Annotated in this window: 25 protein-coding genes; 9 read left to right on the top strand and 16 right to left on the bottom strand. The window is 45.0% G+C overall.

Features of this window, described 5'->3' with window-relative positions:
* Positions 1-132 precede the first annotated feature (132 nt).
* The 6 genes from C7H79_RS17820 (at position 133) to C7H79_RS02290 (ending at position 3,115) form a co-directional block, all read left to right on the top strand.
* Positions 133-285 (top strand): hypothetical protein, encoded by a 153-nt coding sequence (locus tag C7H79_RS17820; protein ID WP_206781766.1) that lies wholly within the window; start codon positions 133-135, stop codon positions 283-285.
* On the top strand, positions 282-890 hold the full coding sequence (locus C7H79_RS18370; RefSeq protein ID WP_197714578.1) for an N-6 DNA methylase: 609 nt from the start codon (positions 282-284) through the stop codon (positions 888-890). The genes C7H79_RS17820 and C7H79_RS18370 overlap by 4 nt, the downstream gene beginning before the upstream one ends.
* Entirely contained in the window at positions 863-1,480 is a 618-nt protein-coding gene (locus C7H79_RS18365) for an HsdM family class I SAM-dependent methyltransferase (protein WP_197714577.1), read from the top strand. The genes C7H79_RS18370 and C7H79_RS18365 overlap by 28 nt, the downstream gene beginning before the upstream one ends.
* Positions 1,481-1,594: 114 nt before the next feature.
* Positions 1,595-1,759, top strand: coding sequence for a hypothetical protein (locus C7H79_RS18360; protein ID WP_197714576.1), 165 nt, complete (start codon positions 1,595-1,597; stop codon positions 1,757-1,759).
* On the top strand, positions 1,759-1,896 hold the full coding sequence (locus C7H79_RS17815) for a hypothetical protein (RefSeq protein ID WP_172592326.1): 138 nt from the start codon (positions 1,759-1,761) through the stop codon (positions 1,894-1,896). Before C7H79_RS18360 ends, C7H79_RS17815 begins: the two co-directional genes overlap by 1 nt.
* Before the next feature lies 1 nt (position 1,897).
* Positions 1,898-3,115 carry an RtcB family protein gene (locus tag C7H79_RS02290; protein WP_106705674.1) on the top strand — a complete coding sequence of 406 codons (1,218 nt, stop codon included), beginning with the start codon at positions 1,898-1,900 and terminating at the stop codon, positions 3,113-3,115.
* Positions 3,116-3,172: 57 nt separating this feature from the next.
* On the opposite strand, the gene C7H79_RS02285 is transcribed toward C7H79_RS02290, so the two are convergent.
* The 5 genes from C7H79_RS02285 to C7H79_RS02265 form a co-directional block, all read right to left on the bottom strand.
* A complete protein-coding gene (locus C7H79_RS02285) occupies positions 3,173-3,646 on the bottom strand; it encodes a cyanophycin metabolism-associated DUF1854 family protein (protein WP_106705673.1) in 474 nt (157 codons plus the stop codon).
* On the bottom strand, positions 3,647-5,935 hold the full coding sequence (locus C7H79_RS02280) for a cyanophycin metabolism-associated ABC transporter (RefSeq protein WP_106705672.1): 2,289 nt from the start codon (positions 5,933-5,935) through the stop codon (positions 3,647-3,649). It abuts the gene before it with no gap.
* A 221-nt stretch (positions 5,936-6,156) separates the two neighbouring features.
* The gene (locus tag C7H79_RS02275) at positions 6,157-6,426 is read right to left on the bottom strand and encodes a DUF3106 domain-containing protein (protein WP_242447101.1); all 270 of its coding nucleotides are present in this window, start codon (positions 6,424-6,426) and stop codon (positions 6,157-6,159) included.
* A gap of 74 nt (positions 6,427-6,500) precedes the next feature.
* A complete protein-coding gene (locus C7H79_RS02270) occupies positions 6,501-6,869 on the bottom strand; it encodes a DUF3619 family protein (protein ID WP_172592325.1) in 369 nt (122 codons plus the stop codon).
* Positions 6,866-7,432: an RNA polymerase sigma factor gene (locus C7H79_RS02265; protein WP_106705687.1), complete on the bottom strand. Its 567-nt coding sequence runs from the start codon at positions 7,430-7,432 to the stop codon at positions 6,866-6,868. Before C7H79_RS02265 ends, C7H79_RS02270 begins: the two co-directional genes overlap by 4 nt.
* Positions 7,433-7,654: 222 nt before the next feature.
* On the opposite strand from C7H79_RS02265, the gene C7H79_RS02260 reads away from it, so the two are divergent.
* Together C7H79_RS02260 and C7H79_RS02255 are read left to right on the top strand one after the other, a co-directional pair.
* Complete coding sequence (locus C7H79_RS02260) at positions 7,655-7,831, top strand: DNA gyrase inhibitor YacG (RefSeq protein ID WP_106705669.1); 177 nt, start codon at positions 7,655-7,657, stop codon at positions 7,829-7,831.
* Between the two features lie 11 nt (positions 7,832-7,842).
* A complete protein-coding gene (locus C7H79_RS02255; RefSeq protein WP_106705668.1) occupies positions 7,843-8,964 on the top strand; it encodes a diguanylate cyclase in 1,122 nt (373 codons plus the stop codon).
* Positions 8,965-8,973: 9 nt separating this feature from the next.
* On the opposite strand, the gene C7H79_RS02250 is transcribed toward C7H79_RS02255, so the two are convergent.
* From C7H79_RS02250 to mutL, 9 genes are all read right to left on the bottom strand, one after another.
* Positions 8,974-9,942, bottom strand: coding sequence for a Nudix family hydrolase (locus tag C7H79_RS02250; RefSeq protein ID WP_106705667.1), 969 nt, complete (start codon positions 9,940-9,942; stop codon positions 8,974-8,976).
* Positions 9,939-10,820 carry an ATP-binding protein gene (locus C7H79_RS02245; protein WP_106705666.1) on the bottom strand — a complete coding sequence of 294 codons (882 nt, stop codon included), beginning with the start codon at positions 10,818-10,820 and terminating at the stop codon, positions 9,939-9,941. The genes C7H79_RS02250 and C7H79_RS02245 overlap by 4 nt, the downstream gene beginning before the upstream one ends.
* Before the next feature lie 18 nt (positions 10,821-10,838).
* Positions 10,839-12,062 carry a bifunctional glutamate N-acetyltransferase/amino-acid acetyltransferase ArgJ gene (argJ, locus tag C7H79_RS02240; protein WP_106705665.1) on the bottom strand — a complete coding sequence of 408 codons (1,224 nt, stop codon included), beginning with the start codon at positions 12,060-12,062 and terminating at the stop codon, positions 10,839-10,841.
* A 278-nt stretch (positions 12,063-12,340) separates the two neighbouring features.
* On the bottom strand, positions 12,341-12,544 hold the full coding sequence (locus C7H79_RS02230; RefSeq protein WP_106705663.1) for a cold-shock protein: 204 nt from the start codon (positions 12,542-12,544) through the stop codon (positions 12,341-12,343).
* Positions 12,545-13,229: 685 nt separating this feature from the next.
* Entirely contained in the window at positions 13,230-13,595 is a 366-nt protein-coding gene (locus tag C7H79_RS02225) for a surface-adhesin E family protein (protein ID WP_242447100.1), read from the bottom strand.
* Positions 13,596-13,729: 134 nt separating this feature from the next.
* Entirely contained in the window at positions 13,730-13,993 is a 264-nt protein-coding gene (locus C7H79_RS02220; RefSeq protein WP_106705661.1) for a hypothetical protein, read from the bottom strand.
* The gene (locus tag C7H79_RS02215; RefSeq protein WP_106705660.1) at positions 13,990-15,117 is read right to left on the bottom strand and encodes a hypothetical protein; all 1,128 of its coding nucleotides are present in this window, start codon (positions 15,115-15,117) and stop codon (positions 13,990-13,992) included. The genes C7H79_RS02220 and C7H79_RS02215 overlap by 4 nt, the downstream gene beginning before the upstream one ends.
* A 61-nt stretch (positions 15,118-15,178) precedes the next feature.
* A complete protein-coding gene (locus C7H79_RS17810; RefSeq protein WP_172592323.1) occupies positions 15,179-15,319 on the bottom strand; it encodes a hypothetical protein in 141 nt (46 codons plus the stop codon).
* Between the two features lie 456 nt (positions 15,320-15,775).
* Positions 15,776-17,560, bottom strand: coding sequence for a DNA mismatch repair endonuclease MutL (gene mutL, locus C7H79_RS02210; protein ID WP_106705659.1), 1,785 nt, complete (start codon positions 17,558-17,560; stop codon positions 15,776-15,778).
* Positions 17,561-18,074: 514 nt separating this feature from the next.
* Between mutL and C7H79_RS02205 the strand changes: the two genes are divergently transcribed.
* Positions 18,075-18,266, top strand: coding sequence for a PEP-CTERM sorting domain-containing protein (locus tag C7H79_RS02205; protein ID WP_147383553.1), 192 nt, complete (start codon positions 18,075-18,077; stop codon positions 18,264-18,266).
* A gap of 99 nt (positions 18,267-18,365) precedes the next feature.
* On the opposite strand, the gene C7H79_RS02200 is transcribed toward C7H79_RS02205, so the two are convergent.
* Both C7H79_RS02200 and C7H79_RS02195 read right to left on the bottom strand, forming a co-directional pair.
* Positions 18,366-19,664 (bottom strand): putative bifunctional diguanylate cyclase/phosphodiesterase, encoded by a 1,299-nt coding sequence (locus C7H79_RS02200; RefSeq protein ID WP_106705657.1) that lies wholly within the window; start codon positions 19,662-19,664, stop codon positions 18,366-18,368.
* A 30-nt stretch (positions 19,665-19,694) separates the two neighbouring features.
* A complete protein-coding gene (locus C7H79_RS02195) occupies positions 19,695-21,044 on the bottom strand; it encodes a cyclic di-GMP phosphodiesterase (protein ID WP_197714575.1) in 1,350 nt (449 codons plus the stop codon).
* Positions 21,045-21,113: the final 69 nt, after the last annotated feature.

Raw genomic sequence — 21,113 nt, 5'->3', positions numbered from 1 at the left:
TTATGAAATGCATGAAGAGATGCTGGCAGCGATTCGGCGCGAGAAGCAGCTTAAAAAATGGAATCGGCAATGGAAAATAGATTTGATCGAGAAAAAGAATTCAATGTGGAGAGATTTGTGGCAGGAATTGGCGTGAACTACGTCAGAAATTTTTCTGCTTTTGTCATGCTCTTGAAGTGCCAATTTTCGCGCGGGCTGACACTGCGCGGGAATGACGCGCATCATGCACAAGCTGGCAACGGTTGCGTGCGAGAGCATGACGAATGTTTCGAGATCAGGGCATGAACTCGACCACCTCTATCGTTTCCAAAGTCTGCAGTTTCTGCACTACCTTGCGAGACGACGGCGTGGGCTACGGCGATTATCTGGAACAGCTGACCTATCTGATTTTCCTGAAAATGGCGGATGAATACAGTCAGCCGCCGTATAACCGCAAAGTGGATATCCCTGTCGAATATAACTGGCAAAGCCTCAGAACTAAGCGCGGCGCAGAACTGGAATTGCATTACGTTACATTGTTGATGGAACTGGGCAAGAAACCGGGAATGCTGGGCCAGATATTCACTAAGGCGCAAAACAAAATCCAGGATCCGGCCAAGCTGTATCGTCTGATCGATATGGTCAACGAAACCCAGTGGGTTACGATGGGCGCGGATGTGAAAGGCGACATTTATGAGGGATTGCTGGAACGCAACGCAGAAGACACCAAGTCCGGTGCTGGGCAATACTTTACACCGCGCGCCTTGATTCGCGTGATGGTGCAATGTGTGCGCCCGGAACCCGAAAAAACCATTGCTGATCCAGCCTGTGGTACGAGGGATTCTTTCTTGCAGCTTATGACTTTTTGGTCTCTGAGCATTCGATGGACAAGACGCAAAAGGCGTTTCTGAAACATGAAACATTTTACGGCAACGAAATTGTCGCCAATACGCGCCGCCTTGCCTTGATGAATATGTTTTTGCACAACATCGGCGAGATCGACGGCGACAGCATGATTTCCCCCAACGATGCGCTGGTGGCTGACTCTTGCAAGCGTTTTGACTTTGTATTGGCGAATCCGTCGTTCGGCAAGAAAAGTGCGATGAGTTTCACCAACGAAGAAGGCGAACAGGCAAAAGACGATCTGACGTATAACCGGCAGGATTTCTGGGCGACAACCTCCAACAAGCAGCTCAATTTCGTGCAGCATATCCGCACCATGTTGAAAACCACCGGCAAGGCGGCCGTAGTGGTTCCGAATAATGTGCTATTCGAAGGTGGCGCGGGTGAAACCGTTCGCAAGAAATTGCTTGAAACCACCGATCTGCATACGATTCTGCGGCTGCCTACCGGCATCTTCTACGCCAACGGAGTGAAATCGAATGTGCTGTTCTTCGATAACTGTGAAGCCAGCAAAGATCCATGGACAGAAAGCGGTCTGGTACTACGATTACCGCACCAACACTCATCACACGCTCAAAAAGAAACCGCTGCATTTTGAGGATTTGCAGGATTTTATCGCCTGTTACAATCCGTTGAACCGTCATCAGCGCAAGGAAACCTGGAATGAGCAAAATGCGGAAGGCGCTGGCGTAAATACAGCTTCGAGCAAATCATGGCGCGCGACAAAACCAGTCTGGATATTTTCTGGATCAAGGATAAAAGCTTATCCGATCTGGACAATTTGCCGGAACCGGATGAGTTGGTGAATGAAATCATCGAAAACCTGGAGGCTGGATTGAATAGTTTCCGGGATATTGCGGCGATATTGTCAAAGTAATGAAAGATAAGCCTGCTGTATTGCATTCGAACTCTGGAATGAGCGGGTTGCCGGGAAGAGTGATTGCATTGCCGTGTTTGGCGGCCTCTGGATCAAATCCTGAACAGTTTGTTAGAGATCAAGAATTAAAGGCATAGCATGGAATATCAATTATTGAAAACCGGGAAGGGCCAGCCGATCAAGATGTGGACCCACGGCGTACCTGTCGAGGACGAAGCGCGCATACAGTTGATGAACACGGCAAGCATGCCATTTATCTTCAAGCACCTCGCGGTAATGCCGGATGTGCATCTGGGTAAAGGTTCAACCATCGGCAGCGTGATTCCAACGCTGGGTGCAATCATCCCGGCAGCGGTGGGAGTGGATATCGGTTGCGGCATGATGGCTGTGCGCACAACACTGACAGCGCAGGATTTGCCGGATCATCTGTTTGAGTTGCGCAGCGCGATTGAGCGCGCCGTACCTCATGGCCGTACTTTGAAACGCAGCAAGCGCGATAAAGGCGCATGGGATACACCACCCGCATCAGTGGATGCCATGTGGGCAAAGCTGATTCCTGGATTTGATCGCATTACCGGGAAATTTCCGCGCTTGAAAAGCACCAACAACTACAAGCATCTGGGCACGTTAGGGACAGGTAACCACTTCATCGAAGTGTGCCTGGATCAGGTTGATCGCGTGTGGCTCATGTTGCATTCGGGTTCACGGGGCGTCGGCAACGCCATTGGCACCTTTTTCATCGAGCTGGCGCAAGCAGATATGCGTCATCACATTGCCAACCTGCCTGATCGGGATCTCGCTTATTTCAAAGAGGGCAGTGCGCATTTCAATGATTATGTCGAGGCCGTGGGCTGGGCGCAGGATTTTGCGCGGCGTAACCGCGCGGTGATGATGCAAAATGTCATCGCCGCTATTCGCCAGGTCATTACCAAGCCGTTCGTGACCGATGCCGAGGCCGTCAACTGCCACCATAATTACGTGCAAAAGGAAATCCACTTTGGTGTGGAAATTCTGGTAACACGCAAAGGCGCAGTTTCTGCACAGAAAGGTGAACTGGGTATTATCCCCGGCTCCATGGGCGCCCAAAGCTATATTGTTCGTGGCCTTGGTAACGAGGAAGCATTCTGTTCATGCAGCCATGGTGCTGGGCGTATCATGAGCCGCAACGAAGCCAAGCGCCGCTTTACTGTTGCAGACCAGATCGCGGCAACAGCACATGTCGAATGCCGCAAGGATGCCGCCGTGATCGATGAGATTCCGATGGCTTACAAGAATATAGACGCTGTCATGAAGGCACAAAGTTCGCTGGTGGAGATCGTTCATACCTTGAAACAAGTTGTTTGTGTCAAAGGATAATCATATGCAAATGGTGCATGGAATGCAGATCTGCTCGTATCTTTCCAGAGTGTGCTTTCAAAGAAAATGATCCAGCAATTTGCGGCTATGGCGATCCAGCGTTAAGCGATCCTGAATCAGGAAATGAATGCCTTGATTGTCGGTAATTATTAATGATGTGGTTGCTAAGCGGCGGATATCTTCCTCGCCCTTAAGAATAAAAACAGCTTCTCCACGATCCGTTTCAACCTGCCAGGTATTGGGTGTGATAAAACTCGAGACTTTCAGTATTCGTTTGATTTTCGGCATAAATTCTCGATGTGCAAGCTCTGACTCAATCAACTCTCGATAGTCCTCCGGCAAATCTGTAAGCTGATAAATCCATACCAGCTCATGTCCCCGTGAATCAATCAGCGCAATACCATGATCTGGATCGGTTATTGGAAATGCTCGTACCGGCATCACACCCTCGTGGGTCATGCCGAATTGATCCAACAGAATAAGTTTCCCATACAGATTCCGGGTTAATTGATATTCAACAGTAACATTCATTTACACGGCTCCGCGGCTATTATGTTCCTCAATCGGAACGATCGCGTTATCTTCTGTATCCACATTCCGAGCCTGCGCAAGATACAAGCGGTAGTAATAGCCTTGTTGTTTCATTAACTCAGTGTGATTGCCAATCTCCACAATCATGCCGCGATCAAGAACGATTAATCGATCAGCTTCACGCAAAGTGGACAGGCGATGCGCGATGGCAATCGTGGTGCGACCACGTATCAGATTATCCAGTGCCTTTTGAATGTCTTTCTCAGTCGTTGTGTCCACAGAGGAAGTTGCTTCATCAAGGATCAGGATGCGCGGATTAATCAGAAGCGCGCGAGCAATTGAAATACGCTGGCGTTCACCGCCTGAGAGTGCTTGTCCGCGCTCTCCTACCAGCGAATCGTAACCATAGGGCAGTCGCAGGATAAATTCATGTGCATGCGCGGCACGAGCTGCTGCCACAATTTCTTGCCGTGTTGCATCTGGTTTACCATAGGCGATATTTTCTGAAATTGTGCCAAAAAATAGAAAGGGCTCTTGAAGTACCAGTCCAATATGTTTGCGATACTCAGCGAGCGATAAGTCGCGAATATCATGCCCATCGATCAGAATCTTGCCTTCCGTTACATCATAGAAACGACAAATCAGATTGACCAAGGTACTCTTTCCCGAGCCGCTGTGTCCGACCAAGCCAATCATTTCTCCTGCCTTGATATTTAAATTTATGTTACGCACAGTGCTACGGTTTCCATATCGGAAGGCCACATTGCATAATTCAATCCGACCCTGAATCGTAGGCAGATGAATGGGGTCAGATGATTCTGGAACATTGGATACATGATCCAGAATATCAAAAATGCGCTTGGTTCCTGCAGCAGCTTTTTGCGTAATAGAAACGATACGGCTCATCGAATCCAGGCGAATGTAAAAGCGACCAATATAGGCTAGAAAGGCTGTAAGTACTCCGACTGTAATCTCGTCTCTGGAGATCTGCCAAATACCAAATATCCATACAACCAACAAACCAATTTCCGTCAGCAATGTAACCGTCGGTGTGAATAATGACCAAATCCGGTTCACACGATCATTGATTTGTAAATTGCGCTGGTTTGCAGCATGAAAACGTGCAGCTTCCCTTTTTTCTTGAGCAAATGCCTTAACCACTCGAATACCTGGAATGGTATCCGCAAGTACGTTATTGACTTCAGCCCAAATCCGATCAACTTTTTCAAACCCTATACGTAACCGGTCACGAACCAAATGAATCAACCAGACAATAATGGGTAACGGTATTAGCGTCACCAACGCCAGCCAAGGATTGATGGACACCAGAATCACGGCAGTCATCGCAATCATGATGACATCGGTAGCAAAATCTAATAAGTGTAACGAAAGAAACAGATTAATCCGGTCTGTTTCGGCACCGATACGCGCCATTAAATCACCGGTTCGCTTACCCCCAAAATATTCCTGAGAAAGATTCAGCAAGTGCTTGTAGGTTGTTGTTCGCAGATCGGCTCCAATTCGCTCGGATACACGGGCCAGCATATATGTTCTCGCCCACCCTAACACCCAAGCGAGAATCGAAGCGCCCAACAAGCCGGAGAGATATAACGTGACTAAATCTGTATTGATCGGTTGGCCATTTTGATAAGGTATCAGTACGTTATCCATTAGCGGCATGGTTAAGTAGGGTGGGACCAATGTTGCAGCCGTACTGCATAAGGTCAACAGAAATCCAATGATTAATCGCCCCTTATAGGGTTCCGCAAAGCGCCACAATCGAACTAAGGTCCAGGTTGAAGTTGGGGTATGGCTTTGTTTTTCACAGACTTCGCATTCTTCTTCTGGGGATAAAAATGTGGAACAAATTGGACATTGCACAAGCGTATTGGAGGATGGTGGAAGCTTACCGGTAAGATGATAATCCAGTTGTTCTGTGAAACACTGAATCAGGCGATTCACTGCAATACGGTTATTCAGACGATAACGCCAGAATGAAAGTCGTGCATGTGAGTCAGATAACTCCAAACAACCAATACCCGCATAATCGCGATGTGTTAACAACAATTCTTTTTGGTAGTACCATGCCTGCCATATTTCATCGCCCAGCATTTTGGCCAGCAAACGTTTGTTTGTCACCACGATCAGCCCTTTAGAGAAATGCAGTTGGGTATCGAGGTCGATTGGAAGCCAAGCCAGCACAGTTTCTTCACTGATTAATTGGGATGAAAGCTCATCTGCCCAACGGATCGGCAGATTATGAGATGGTAAACAATCAGCGTGCTGCATTAGCTAAACTGAGAAGAAAGGCAAAATAAAAAATTACCTTGTATGAACATGTAATGAGTTCAGATTTCAAATCGGACGATTACCGCTTCTGCTTATAGAAACAGTTTTCTTGATGAGATATTCTGCTTTTTACGCTCACTACAAATAAAGATGAGCAAATTTTATGCAACAATACAAGCTACTAATGGCAAATTAATAGAACTTTTAGATTTTTCGGATAACTATTCGTTATTATACCAGCGCTGTTTGATTTCTTGCCTTTTCTGGGCTGGCAATTGTTCCATTTTTTTATATACTTCGCGCGCTTGTTGCCTCTGCTTTGAAGTCAATGCATGCCAGCTTCGCATTTGTGATTGTATGCGTTGCTGTTCATGCGTGGTCATTTTTGGGTAGCGTTTTGCAACACCCAGCCATTTTTTCTTTTTGGGAAGCTTCATGACATTCCACTCGTCTGCTAAAGGTCCAAGAATCTCCTGTTGTTGATTCGTCAAGCTTTTCCATTCAAGTCTATTGGATTCACCAAGGGCTTCGAAAGTGAAGAAAAAAAATAACACGCATATAGTAATTAGTCGATATCCAACCATTTTTCAAACTCATTATCAATGTAAGCATCAAGCGGCAAATCATCAGCTAGTATCAAGGTATCAATAGCTGCTTTATTTTCATGCTCAAAAAGCTGAGTGAGCGTGATATTCATCAGAATATATATTACAGTCAAAAGTAACAATAGCTTTCCAACAGTTAAATATCTACCGTGTTTGCCATAAGCTGAAATGTTGCGGCCTGAATTAATGAGCTTCACTGATGATTCGCACTGCTCCAAAGCAGCTTGACGAGCCAATTGCAGTCGATACAAAGTGCTTTGCTTGATAGTCTCGTCCGTACTCTGATCCAACAACTGGGCAATGCTTTTTCCAAATTTTTGTTCGTTCACAATTTCACTCCTTTTGCTTTGAGTATTGTAGCTAATGTATGAGTTGCCCGCGAGCAATGCGTTTTTACACTACCTTCCGAACAATTCATAATGACAGCTGTCTCTGCTAAACTCATTTCTTCCCAATAACGCAGTATGAACGCTTCACGTTGACGTAAAGGGAGAATTTCTATCGCTTCTTCAATTAGCTTAATCAACTGTACTTTCTCAAGTTGAGCATCAGGCTCGTTGGATACTTGCTTGATCGGTAAAGTTTCGAGAATGTCGAAGTCTTCATGATCCTTATTCTGATCATTAGAAGTAAACGATGAAAACAAAGAGGTCCACATTGATCGGATCTTTTGTCGGCGGTAGTAATCTCGAATTGTATTTTGCAATATGCGCTGAAATAAAAGCGGCAGCTCTTCGATGGGTTTAGATGCGTACTTTGCTGTAAGCTTCATCATAGAATCTTGGACGATGTCTAACGCTACATGCACATCCTGGACCGCAAACAAAGCTTGTTTATATGCGCGCCTCTCGATTTCAATCAAAAAATCTGAGAGTTCTTGTCGAGTAGCCAGGATTGTCAACCTTTAGATAAGAAATTAAGTGTAAGTTAGAAAAGTTTAATCTAAATTATGTAAAATTTTTGTAGAATATGCAGTTAAATATTACTTTGGCAGTTTTTGCCTTACAATCCAATGCCATAATAAAAATAGCTTAATTGAAAATAGTTTAAGTTTTCTTTGCCAAAACAAGGTGATTGTCTTATTGTCTGTGATAGGTATGGAGGATCTTCTTTGATGCAACAGTGCACTGTTGATTGCCCACAATGTGGATGTAAAGTTATTTGGGAAGTTACTAACCGTTTCCGGCCATTCTGTTCCGAGCGGTGTAAAACAGCGGATTTGTCGCAGTGGGCTCAAGAAACATATCGAATTCCAGAACCTATGATCAATCAGGAAGAAGAAAATAACTGAGCCTATAGAGAATGAATGATTCGGTTTATGATAAGAATCGTGAGCTGCAGCGTAAGCTGGATCATTTCATTAAGCAGGCCAGGGCCAATGAAAAAAAACAGGAGTTATACGAAACTTTTGGTTTTGAAATCATTGGCGCCAGCACTCCCAAAGAGTTACGCGATTTGTTGTTATTCCAAAGTATTGCACGTTTCCAGCTTCTAGACATGGTACTGTGTCTTGTGGACCATCACAAAGACGCCGATCGGTTATTTTTTGAACGTGATGAAGAAGCGCGTTTAAGCTTTGCAAATAAATTATTGATTCTAGATCCTATAAAAGATACTGAAATCATTCAATCTCTGGCTACCAATCCGACGCTGGGAACAGAAGCATTAAAGAAATATCGATGGATGCTCAAAGGGTTAAAATCCAGAGATCAAATTAAAAGTGCGGCTTTCTTACCGCTTCTCCGTAGTAATCAGGTAATTGGATCACTGATGTTATTAAGCCAGGATCCTCATCGTTACCAAAAGAACATTGGGACTTTTTTTCTGCGGAAACTATCCGCAATGACTGCCGTTGCAATAGAAAACTGCCTCAATCAGCAAAGAATCAAGGAGATCAGTTATCAAGATGTATTGACACAGGCCTACAATCGTCGTTATTTTGACTTGCGTTTCAAAGATGAGATTGCACGCTGTGTTCGTTGGGATGATGATTTGATTTGCATGTTTCTCGATGTCGACCATTTCAAAAAAATAAATGATAACCATGGTCATCAAACAGGTGATTTGGTACTAAGACACATGGTGAATCTAATCAAGGAACAGGTAAGATCTTGCGACATCGTAGCTCGTTATGGCGGCGAAGAGTTTGTTGTGGCGCTGCCTTCAACGACCTTGCAAGCCGCACATGAAATTGCTGAACGTCTGCGCAAGGCAATCTGCTCCTCAGCGATTATTCTTTATGACAGGCAGCTTAATATTTCGGTGTCCATTGGTATGGCCAGTCTGCGGAGCTTATTGATATCACCGCAACATGACGCTAATTTTATCTGTACAACTTTGCTGGATAGAGCGGATAAAGCTTTATATGAAGCTAAACAAGGTGGAAGAAATCAGGTGGCGGTTTATATTAATCCCATTCTATAGAAAATTTGATTATGCGATGCCGCGCATCGTGGCAATACCCTGTGCACCCATTTCCTGCGCGATGACCAGATCTCTCGAGCTCATCCCGCCCAAAGCATAAACCGGCAATGAATAGCCGCGAATCAACGAAGCAAACTTTCGCCAACCCAATGGCGGTAATCCCGGATGACTTAATGTAGATTGAACCGGCCCCAATACAACAAAATCAAGTCCCAATTGTTCGGCTGTATAGAGCTCTTCGGCATTATGACAGGATGCGCTACCTAAACCATACCCCAGATCAGTTTGGCGTGATATCGACATCAGTTGCGATGAAGTGAAATGTACACCATCAGCGCGTGTCTCGCGTGCCAGTTCTATGTCACTATTTATCAGGACTTTTGCTTGATAGGGTCGCGCAAACGCAAGTACCCTTTCCACAAACTCACGCAGCTTATCTCTCTCCATCTGCTTCTCGCGTATTTGCAGTAAACGCAAACCATTTTGCAAAGCGTGTTCAATTTGCTGTAATGCCAATTCGATCCCTATTTCGCTTGCATGAGTGATGGCATAAAGCGGTGGTAGCAACAGTGCCTGCAGAATCGGTCCATTCGCTGGCAAAATTGGAGAAACTTCAATCTGGTTCGGTATCTGCCAGCACACAGCTTGCATTTCCCTTGGCGTTAAATTACCTTCCCAATCCACCACGCGGAAAAAATGCAGTCGCACAGTGGCATGAGCATACGTGAAAACTCGAGATATCCAAGGATGAGCATAGCGAATATGAATGCCTAATTCCTCCCATAGCTCACGTTCCAGCGCGTACAATAATGATTCGCCAGTCTCAACTTTACCGCCGGGAAATTCCCAATAGCCCGAATAAAGCTTACCCTTGGGTCTCTGCGTCAGTAAAAACTGACCGTCCGGCTGTAGAATGACCGCAGCGACGACTTCAACGATGGGTGTTAATTCAATATTGGGAACTACTTCGTGACTCATAGACTCTGATTGCCGCCAACCAATTTTCTTCTGCCGGCCAAATCCCTTGCAAACTGCCAGGCCACACGCCCACTCCGCGAACCGCGCTCCAGTGCCCATTGCAAAGCCTCGGTACGTATCAGTGTGGTCATATTATCGATACCAAAATAAATCAACCAATAACGTACAATTTCCAGATACTGTTCTTGATCGAACGGATAAAAAGACACCCATAAGCCAAAGCGCTCCGACAATGAGATTTTCTCTTCGATTGCTTCACTCGGATGTACTTCTTCGCCGATATGCCGCGTATCAAGATTGTCACGCATAAACTCCGGTACCATATGGCGCCGATTCGATGTCGCATAGATCAGCACATTATCGGAAACTGTGGCAATCGAACCATCCAGCACCACTTTAAGTGCTTTATAACCCGGTTCGTCGGTTTCAAACGATAAATCATCGCAAAACAAAATAAAACGTTCCGGACGCTGATAAATCTTTTCCACGATATCATGCAAATCAATCAGATGATGTTTTTCCACCTCAATCAAACGCAACCCATCCTGTGCGTACTTAGTTAACAATGCCTTAATCAGCGACGATTTTCCCGTACCCCGCGCACCTGTGAGTAATACATTATTTGCTGAGAATCCTTGTACAAACTGTCGCGTATTCTTTTCAAGACGCTGTTTCTGGTCGTTAATCCCGCATAATGCATCAAGTGTAATCCGATGCGGATGAATCACCGGCTGAATAAATCCGCCATTCCCCTGCTTGCGCCAGCGGAAAGCCACCGCTGCCTGCCAATCCGGCTCTGGTTGGATCACAGGCAATAGTTGCTCCAATCGATCCAGCAGCTTGTTCGTTCGTTTATATAGCTTGTTCAGATTACTCATGATCGTTTCAACACACTATCAACTACGATAACTCGCATTAATCTTGACATAGTCGTATGAAAAATCACAGGTCCATACCGTCGTGGAAACCGAACCGCGATTTAGTATGACGCGGATGGTGATCTCAGATTGGTTCATCACGCGTTGACCATCTTCTTCGTGATAATTTGATGCCCGGCCGCCTTTATCCGCCACCATCACATCATCCAGATAGAGCTGAATGCCAGCGACCTCCAAATCATCGATTCCGGCATAACCAATTGCCGCTAAAATACGCCCTAAATTCGGATCAGACGCGAAAAATGCGGTTTTAACCAGTGGCGAATGCGCAATCGCGTAAGCTACTTTGGTGCACTCATCGAGGTTCTTGCCATCTTCAACTTTAACGGTAATGAATTTGGTTGCGCCTTCGCCGTCACGCACGATCATTTTCGCCAATTTCACAGCAACGGCAGTGATTGCGTCTTGTAATTGACAGAATTCCTCGGTGTCTGGATTAACAATTTCCTTGTGCCCCGCTTTTGCGGTCGCTATGACGATGAATGCATCGTTGGTCGAGGTATCGCCATCCACTGTAATGCGATTAAACGAATGATCCGCCGCATGCTGCACCAGTTTTTGCAGCATTGTCTGGCTGATTGCCGCATCGGTTGCGATATATCCGAGCATCGTCGCCATATTCGGACGGATCATGCCAGAGCCTTTGGCAATACCGGTCACCGTCACGGTTTTTCCTCCGATTTGCACCTGCTTTGATATCGCCTTTGGCACGATATCTGTCGTCATGATCGCGTGTGCCGCATCGAACCAATTATCCGACTTGCAGTTGGCCACTGCAGCAGGCAATCCTTGCACAATCCGATCCACCGGCAGCGGCTCCATAATTACCCCGGTTGAAAACGGCAACACCTGTTGCGGTGCAAAGTCCAATAACCTGGCTAATTCCGTGCACGTCTTCTGAGCATGAAAAATCCCCGTATCACCCGTTCCAGCATTGGCATTTCCGGTGTTGATCACCAACGCGCGAACCGCTTGCGCCAAATGCTGTTTCGCCACAAACACCGGTGCAGCACAAAATCGGTTCTGGGTAAAAATCCCCGCGACTTTCGTGCCTGCATCCAGTATTATCACCAGCAAATCCTTGCGGTTAGCTTTTTTGATGCCGGCTTGGGCAACACCAAGCGTTACGCCCGCAACGGGCAAAAGTTGTTCAGGAGTTAGTTGTGGAATATTGACGGGCATGATAGATACTCGATTCATTTAGCAAATGACGCTATGCTACCGTATCTTCAACTGGATTTCCCGGAAATTCTGAAACCGGTCTTGATGATTCTTACGATACTGCACTTTTTAAAAGTGCGACTTAGACTTAGAGAAAAACTGTTGAGCTTATTGATCAGAAAATCTGAAAATTCTGCAAAGCAAAACACTGTTTAAAGTTTATTATCACCTCAAGCAGTCAATTTATTAACAAAAAAACCCGGTAGTCCGGGTTTTTTTGTTAATGCTTTAATCTACATTTACTGCGGTACGATATTGGATGCCTGCTTACCTTTAGGGCCAGTTGTGATGTCGAAGGTAACACGCTGAGCTTCTCGTAGTGATTTATAACCACCGCTGGTGATTGCAGAGAAATGAGCAAATATATCTTCGCCACCGTCATCTGGGGTGATAAAACCAAAACCTTTAGAATCATTAAACCATTTCACTGTACCTGTTGCCATATCTATTTCCTTAATAATTAGTAATTTATGTTACAACTATGAGAACTCATAGTAGTCATCGAATATCAAGGAAAAAAGCTCAAGCAATAGCATCACATTTCACAACTTGAATCCAAAAGACCCGTATAAGATACACGGTTGCTGGTAAAGTTCAAGCCTTTATTATTTTGATTCCCATTGGGAACATGCAACCTTTACCACGTAAATTCATAATACCTTGATTATTTTTAATTAAAGTGGTTTGCGGCTTTGATTTGGATGGAAAAATATCGTTGCGGGGCAACAACAATTGGGGAAATATTTGCTTGGATTCGTTGTCTATTTAATTTTTAATACACTCAAAATTGCCGATAACAGTCGGATCATATGACTTTGTTTATTGCAGAATATATGCGATATCTCGACAGATTGGCGCATTTCGAACGCAATGTGATCTCGAAACCGCGCATGCAGGTGAAAAGACTTATCTTTTTTGTGCTTTACCGCGATTGCTGAGGTGAGAGTGGTGTTGCTGACGCATTGGAAATTCCGTACTGGATAACACAGTGTAGGGTGTGAAGTTCGGCCCATAAAAAAGAATTCAAACTTGCCAGTTATCTGTTCCGGAATATGAAAAAATTGCTGTCAGCAATCCACTCGCAGCATAAATTGCATGGATTCCATTTGACAACCTGCCGCACTGCAGTCAGTCCTTACAAGCCACCTTAAATTCCGCTTCATCAATGCTGTCTGGCTTTATTGGCACCCATTGTTGCGGTTGGGTGTAAGAACGAATCAGTTCGCCACCTTCCATGTTCCAGCTGAAAAACTTATAAGACAGTTTGCGCATTTGCTTTTGTTTGCAGTCATATTCGCGCCGGATTTGTGCCGACAGATATTCAACGCCGGAGGTTTTTTGTTTGGTCTGGTAATCAAACAAAGCCAACATCTTAGCCCGGTCGCCGAACTTGCTGATTGAAGCCAGATCAGCGTAGGCCGTAAAGCCACCTTTTAGATCGCTTTCGCCTACTTTGGTCCATTCCGCCATCGCGCTGGTACTGAGGAGGGTCATTGCTAATGCTATTAGTTTTATCATGTGCTATTTAATTTTGTTTGTTATCAAGATGATTGTATAAAGCGCAGTAGGCTTAATAATACCGCTTATTTAATAACAATCATAGCGATGCTTCAGTATTAATTGTAAGCTTAATCTTCTGCCGTGAGAGTGACATTTTTATTAACAATCGCCTGTGCGCGTTCAATCTTTACTGTGTCTTTTTTCAATCTTTCTTCCACTTTCTCATTGACTTGAACTGTATACTTGATACTGATACTGTGCTTCCCGACAGGAACGTTTCCAAGGAGATAGAATCCCTTTTCATCGGTAATCGAACGAATTTGCGGTGATTCGGATAACAATACTTCAACTTTCTGCGCCGGCCGCTCGAAGCTTTCATTTTTATCACTCAATGTAATGACTCCGGCAATGGCGCCATATTCCGGTCTGGAACCGGGGTGATTTTGTTGGTAATTGAGCGCACCATCAGCAGGATCGTTTCTGATGCGAATCCGGCGGTGAATGCTAAAGCGACCGCATTGGTGGTATTGCTAGGTTCGATCAGGTAATACGCAAGAATTGCCAGAAATGGTGCCGAGATGAATTGCACAATCTGAAAGATCAAGTGCTCGCGGAATTCGTATTGTGTGAGTTTGGATTGTCTTGCGGTTGCGCTATATTCCGCCCCCGCCTGTTTTTGCAGTTCTGGCAGTCGTCTGGTAAGGCTGATACTGCCTCCCATTAACGCAAGAATAACGAAATAGAGAGGAACCAGCAGACCTCCACTGACCTCACAAGTCATTCCATAGTTATCAATATTATTGCTCGAGCACTTTTGGACGTAACCGCCGATGTTGATAACCCATGCGCCTACCGGTGATTGATGATTGGCGATTGTGTCATTGTTTTGCTTATTTTCTAATGATTCACTAGAATCCGAAGATGCTAAATGGCTGGTAGATTCTTGAACATCAGCAGACTCCGATGCCGATTTGAAACAACTCAAGTTGCTTAATCTATTATCCAGAGAGCAACCCACAAAAACTGAAATCGGCCGGTGAATATTGGGCTTATCAAACGATGTGATGAAGGGATAAAATGTTATCAACAGTGACAGCAACATAAAACTGTAAGCGAAGATCATCCATTTATCTCGTTGCTGGGATCTTCTTTTTTCTAATTCCCGTTTCTGCTCCTGATTGAGTCCTTCCATTATGGGTGATTCGATTCGGTGAGAAAAAATCTGTACGAAAATAATGCATGTAAAAATAACTCCCGGTAATATCGGAATCGTCAATGAAGAATTGCCGAGACTGTCGCGTATCATTGCTGCGACGAAATAGATCAGATTGAAACTATAAGCAAGAATCCAAAACCAGTTGTTTTTAATCTGCGCTGGAATGCAGGCTATCAAGCGATCAAGAGAAGTGGATGCAGCAGATTGGGATTTTTTTTGTTCTCCAGTGTGTACGTTACCGGGTTGTTCAGGTTGAAGGATTGTATTCTGAGTGTAATCAGGCGTTTTATCCGTATTCATTGTATTCACCCCGAGTATTGAGAACTTGATAGTTGTTCAGTTGGTTATAGCTTAACGTTAATTAAGCTGCATCACAAACCTTGGTTGCATCATTTCCTGTTGTAGGAATATGAGTCATACAGTCTGAGGCGAGTGCGAGAAATTGGAGATTGTCATTCTGCTCTTGGATGGCGTACTCTAATTTTCTTTTTAATTCATCCATAAAAATAATGCGGACAATCAATCAAATCGTTGATGGTGGTGTTGTAAATTTGTAGATAGAGGGAGCTTTTGGCAAAATAAAAAATGCGTTGGAAGTATCTTTTGCGCCCAATTTCTTCAGGGTATAAACGGTTTCTCTCGATTCACTCAAGGCATTTGGACAGTGATGAGTCATATATTGGCCAGCGGTCAGGTTGGACGAAAGCTCAAGGAAATGATTTTTGTGGCAATCTAGTCTTTAAAAACAGGCTACTATTGTGAAGCTGCGCACCACGCATTTTGTTTGAACATTGACGTGTGCAAGGAACAACTTGAAAGCTTGATTAAACATTATCAAATTGAACCGGGTGACCCGTGGAAAAATCCGCAATTGATTTTGCGGTTAGATCGATCAAGGATTCTCATGCTTCCAGCAAGCAGGGTTTACCAAAACACTCTCGGATCGTTAGCTGTTTATTTACTTCCCGCGCATGAATAACTTGTCCAAATCAGCCAAACTGGTTTCAAACCAGGTGGGTCTGCCATGATTGCATTGATCGGCACGTTCGGTCATTTCCATTTCGCGTAGCAAAGCGTTCATTTCCTCAAGTGTCAGCTTGCGGTTGGCACGTATTGCTCCGTGGCAAGCCATAGTTGCCAGTATTTCATTACGTTTGGCGGTTAGAATCTGACTTGCGCCATACTCACGGATTTCACGCAGGATATTGCGAGCAAGCTGTGCAATATCGGCATGCTGCAGAGCAGTAGGGACTGCGCGCACTGCGATTGTAGTAGGTGAAAGCACTGCAATCTCAAATCCCAATTGATCCAGGATCGTCTGGTTTTCTTCGACCATAGCGACTTCCAGATGATCCGCATAAAAAGTGACCGGGATTAACAACGGTTGCATAGGCATTTCATGTTGATCAAGTGTTTGCTTGAGTTTTTCGTACATAATCCGTTCATGAGCGGCATGCATATCTATGACTACTAATCCTCTGGCGTTTTGCGCCAGAATATAGATGCCGTGCAGTTGTCCCAACGCAAAACCGAGCGGATGATTATCCTGACTATCATTCACCGTGCTGAGTTGATGGGGTCTTGCTGCGGGCGCGACAGGGTTTATGCTGGCCGGAGTCGTTGTGGTTGAACGTGCTTCCGTGCCAAACAAGGTGCCGTAAAAACTGGAAGGTTGCGATACCTTGCCAGCCTGAGTTTGGCCAATTTTCGGATAAGATCGCATGACTGAATCCGATTGTTCGGACTGTGTTGTTCTATGCGGTGAAGCCAGGGCTTTGTTGATCGCATGAAAAATAAACTGGTGCAGTGCGCGCGGTTCACGGAAACGAACTTCTGTTTTGGTCGGATGTACATTGACATCAACGCTTTCAGGATTGATGTCAAGGAACAAAACGAAAGCCGGATGCCGGTCCAGATGCAGAATATCCCGGTAGGCTTCGCGCAGCGCATGGGAAATCAGTTTGTCGTTGACGAAACGATTATTGACAAAGAAATATTGCCTGTCGCGCGATGAGCGTGCATAAGCCGGCAATGCAACCATGCCGTGCAAACGCATCTCGGCTGATTGTTCGTCAGTCCAAGTGGCGGCTTGCTGGAACTCTTCTCCTAACACCGATGCAATTCTTTGTGCTGAATTGGCTGCGCGTAAGTGCCGCCGTACTTTGCCATTATGCTGCAGAACGAATTCAATGCCGGATTGCGATAAGGCAATGCGCTTAAAGGCCTCGTCGCAGTGTGCAAATTCAGTGGCTTCCGACTTCAGAAATTTGCGTCTGGCGGGGATGTTGAAGTACAAATCATTGATATCCAGCGTAGTGCCTTGTGTCAATGACGAAGGCGTGGGCTGCGAGATTGATTTACCTTCTACCAGAATTTGCCAGGCATGACCTTGTTCCGCTTGACGACTGGTTAAGGTCAGCCGAGAAACTGCTGCAATACTGGCTAACGCTTCCCCGCGAAAGCCCAAGCTAGTGATTTGATACAAATCTTCCAACGTGCTGATTTTGCTGGTACTGTGGCGTGTCAAGGCTAATTGCAATTCGTCTTTGGCGATGCCAATGCCGTCATCTGCAACACGAATTTGTTTTACGCCGCCTTGTTGAAGCTGTACGTTGATTTTCCTGGCGCCAGCATCGATGCTGTTTTCCAGAATTTCCTTCAGCGCTGAAGCTGGGCGTTCAACCACTTCGCCAGCAGCGATCTGATTGATTAACAATTCTGGAAGCAGTTTAATCGTTGTCATATTCAGCGGGTGTTTTGAAAATTGTGATTATGTTGCGTAACTAAATACATTCATTGTACTTTGGCAGAGCCATTAACTGCATAAAATTTGGGAGGGGATGATGTTATCGATAGATCGATTAAATATCCATGTTGCGGATGCCGTGCATAATCACACTCCTGATTGTGCATAAAAATTATGTATCAATATGCTCTTACGCGTGGCGCACTTTCTCGCATAATATGCGCATGAATGAGCAGAGTTTAATGTGCGGCTGGAGAATCAGGCCACAAAAGGCGATATGGCTTTAGGATAGTTATGGTTGGTAAGCAACTGAACAGGCGATTGAGTTGCATATTTTGTAAGAGTGTTATTTTTGAGGCTTTAATCAAATAATTTAGAGATGACAATGATAATGCATTAAAAATGTCCTTTGTTCCAACCAATTTCATTGGCACGGACTCTGGAAATGGTGTCCGGGGTTATACGAACCCCGAAGATTTAGCATTGCTACAAGTTTTCAATGGCGTTTCTTTTGATTCCGCGATCTTCTCTTAACCGATTCTTTTTTAATCCGTTCGCGGGTGGTGGAGATGCTTTTACTGATTTAATAGAAATTGTGAATAATATTTCACTCGTTGCAGAACCTGGTATCTATACAATGTTGTTAGTTGACTTAGGTTTAATCGGATTCATGGCGCGACGCAGAAAAGATACAGTTGAGTGATTTAAATAGAGATTGAGTCTGTAACGGGAGCTTGGGCTCCCATTTTAATTCCTAATCCTTCTGAAAACCTGGTAATCCAAGCGCAACCAGAGATCTTGCTCATGCAGTTAGTTGCGATGTTGTCTGCAAGCGGTGAGTAGGGAATTGATCACTGACAGTATTGATGAGTTCCGGCAACGGCATGGCCTTGCCAATAAGATAACCTTGAATAATGTCACATCCCAAGACGCGCAGGCGTTCATAAGTTGCAACATCTTCCACTCCTTCGGCAACTACGGATAGATTCAGTCGATGAGCCAGACTGATCATGGAGTCCACGATCCGCTCATGTTTATGATGTTTTGTCATATGTTTGACAAATATCATGTCGATCTTAACTTCGTCAAGAGGTAAGTCCAGCATGCGTGCCATTGATGAATAACCGGTTCCAAAGTCATCCATGGCCAGTTTCAATCCCATATCCTTGAGCTGGCATAAGGTATTCAGCGTCCCTGCATGATTGTCCATCACAGCTGTTTCGGTCAACTCAATGGTAATATCTCCCGGCGGCACGTTCCATAGAGCTAGTCCTTGAGACACGATCTCAGTAAGTTCAGGGTCGCGCAGATCATCAGCAGAAAAATTGATCGAAACTCCAGCATTTAATCCTGCTCTGCGGTATTCGGAACATTCCCTTAATGCGGTATGAAAAACCCATAGCGTGAGTTTGGGCATGAGCGCGGTACCTTCAGCAACCCGGATTAATTTATCGGTTGGGATCATCCCATGAAGTGGATGGTGCCAACGTAGCAAAGCTTCCGTGGATTTAATCCTACCACTGGCAATATCGATCTGGGGTTGATAACCTAAGTATAGTCCGCCATTTTCGATGGCGTTGTCTAAATCTGACCAGAGATCGATTTGGAACAGCAGAGGGTCTTGCATTTCGGCGTAAAAGAGCTTGATCGGATTTTGTTCCAGTTTTGCTTGTCGTACAGCCGTACTTGCGTTACACATCAATTGATCCAACGTATGATCGCTTTCACTGTTTAGTGCCACACCTAGCCGCGGAGCCAGTATGATATTTTTCCTGTCAAGTACAAATGGAGGCGCCATGATTCGCAGGATTTTATGTGCGGCCAGCATGGCATGCGCATCGGTAAGCAAATCGACCAGTAAGCAGGCTATTTGATAACGTCCGGTGATGCCGACCAGATCACCTGGATTCAGAGCATCTCCCAACTGTTGGGCTATTTGCTGCAAAATATTATCCACAACGGTAAATCCAAGGACGCCATCCAATTCTGTCAGACGTTCAAAGTTGATGATCAGTACGGCGTTTCGACGGCCCAACTGGTTCTCATCATGCAACGTCTGCGCAGCTTGTTGTAGAAAGTGTTGATATGCGAAGGGGTTCATAGCTTTATGGTAATAATAGAGTTTGAGTATTTATAAATAATATTTTTTTGGATCAATTGCGTAAGCACCTTGGGGGAGATCATTGGCAATGGCGTATTCAACCCCCCCTGGATTCTTGCCAGCGGTTCTTAGATCTAAGGTTACAGGATGCTCATAGGGTCTCTTATGGGCGTCGCAGATGATCATGATCTGAGGAAGAGATCGTTGCGTGCGATTATGGGTGAGAACAATAGCAATTTCGCCAGTATTTAGTTCAACCAAGCTACCTACCGGAAACATACCGATGCACTGTGAGAATTGTTCCACCAGAATATAATTCAGGCCGTTTTGCGCATTATCCTTGAGCTCTTTAAGCGCGTGGAAAGGTTTCATGCCTGGTATGCGTGATTCTCCCCAGATAAGTTCTTCATAGCAGTCTACAATGGCGGCCATGCGTGCATAGGGATGCAATTGGTTGGCGTACAATCCAACAGGATAGCCGTTACCATTTTCACGCTCATGATGCTGGATAACAATCTTGATGACTCCTTCCGGCGCTTCATTTAGCTGAGTGACAATTTCTTCTCCATACGTGATGTGTTGTTTCATCAATTTACGTTCATTTGAAGTGAGCGACATATTTCTTTTGTTCTGGATTTCTTTGGGCAGGCGTTGTTTGCCGATATCCATCAGCAATCCCCCCAGACCCAAAATTGTCAGTTCCTTTTGGGGCAAGCCGAGATGTCGACCGAAGGCAAGCAAATGGACTGAAGTTTTAATGGCATTGTCGTAGAGCTCTTTCCCCGTAGTTTTAAGCTGCGCCAGCAGTAATGCCGCATCGGGATTACGGATAACGCTTTCACGTAACGAATCGACCACTTCGTGTGCCACCTGCATATCAATCCGGATATCGTTTTCGAGATTGAAATTGATATCTCTAAATAGCGTGGCAGCGATGTTATACGCTTTGGTGGCTGCCGGGATTTCTTGTTCCGCCGTGCAGATGTCAGCGTAGGTTTTGACGCGTTGTAGCCGCTTGTCTAGCGATTGAGTTTCTTGCAATGCTGGCGATTTACACCGATTTGAAATTGTGGAGGAGGCATGGCAAGAGATCTTTGGTTCATAGGATGCAGGTGACTTGCGCGGATTTGAAACAGCCAGAGAGGCATGTGAAGATGCGCTTGATAAGTATCGTTGCACAACGATTGGCTCGCTTCTGTCGACATCCACGTAAACGTGCTTGCAATAGCGCTGAAGCTCGTTGATATCATCCTTTGATTGGATCAGGATGCCTTGAATTAGATAAGGTGTTTCAAGCCAAGGACGATCGAGGTCACTGACGAACATGCCGGGCTGCAAGTCATTGACAGAAACCTCAATAGTGCTATCGTTTATCTTCACAGAAAAATTGGTCAAAATAATACAATAAGTTAGTCGATATTCGTAATCAAAATGCAGAGAAAAGAAACT

This window comes from Nitrosomonas supralitoralis, assembly GCF_003011925.2.
GTDB classification, from domain to species: Bacteria; Pseudomonadota; Gammaproteobacteria; order Burkholderiales; family Nitrosomonadaceae; genus Nitrosomonas; species Nitrosomonas supralitoralis.
The sequence above is the reverse complement of the archived record's forward strand: the minus strand, read 5'-3'. Positions and strand labels throughout refer to the sequence as shown.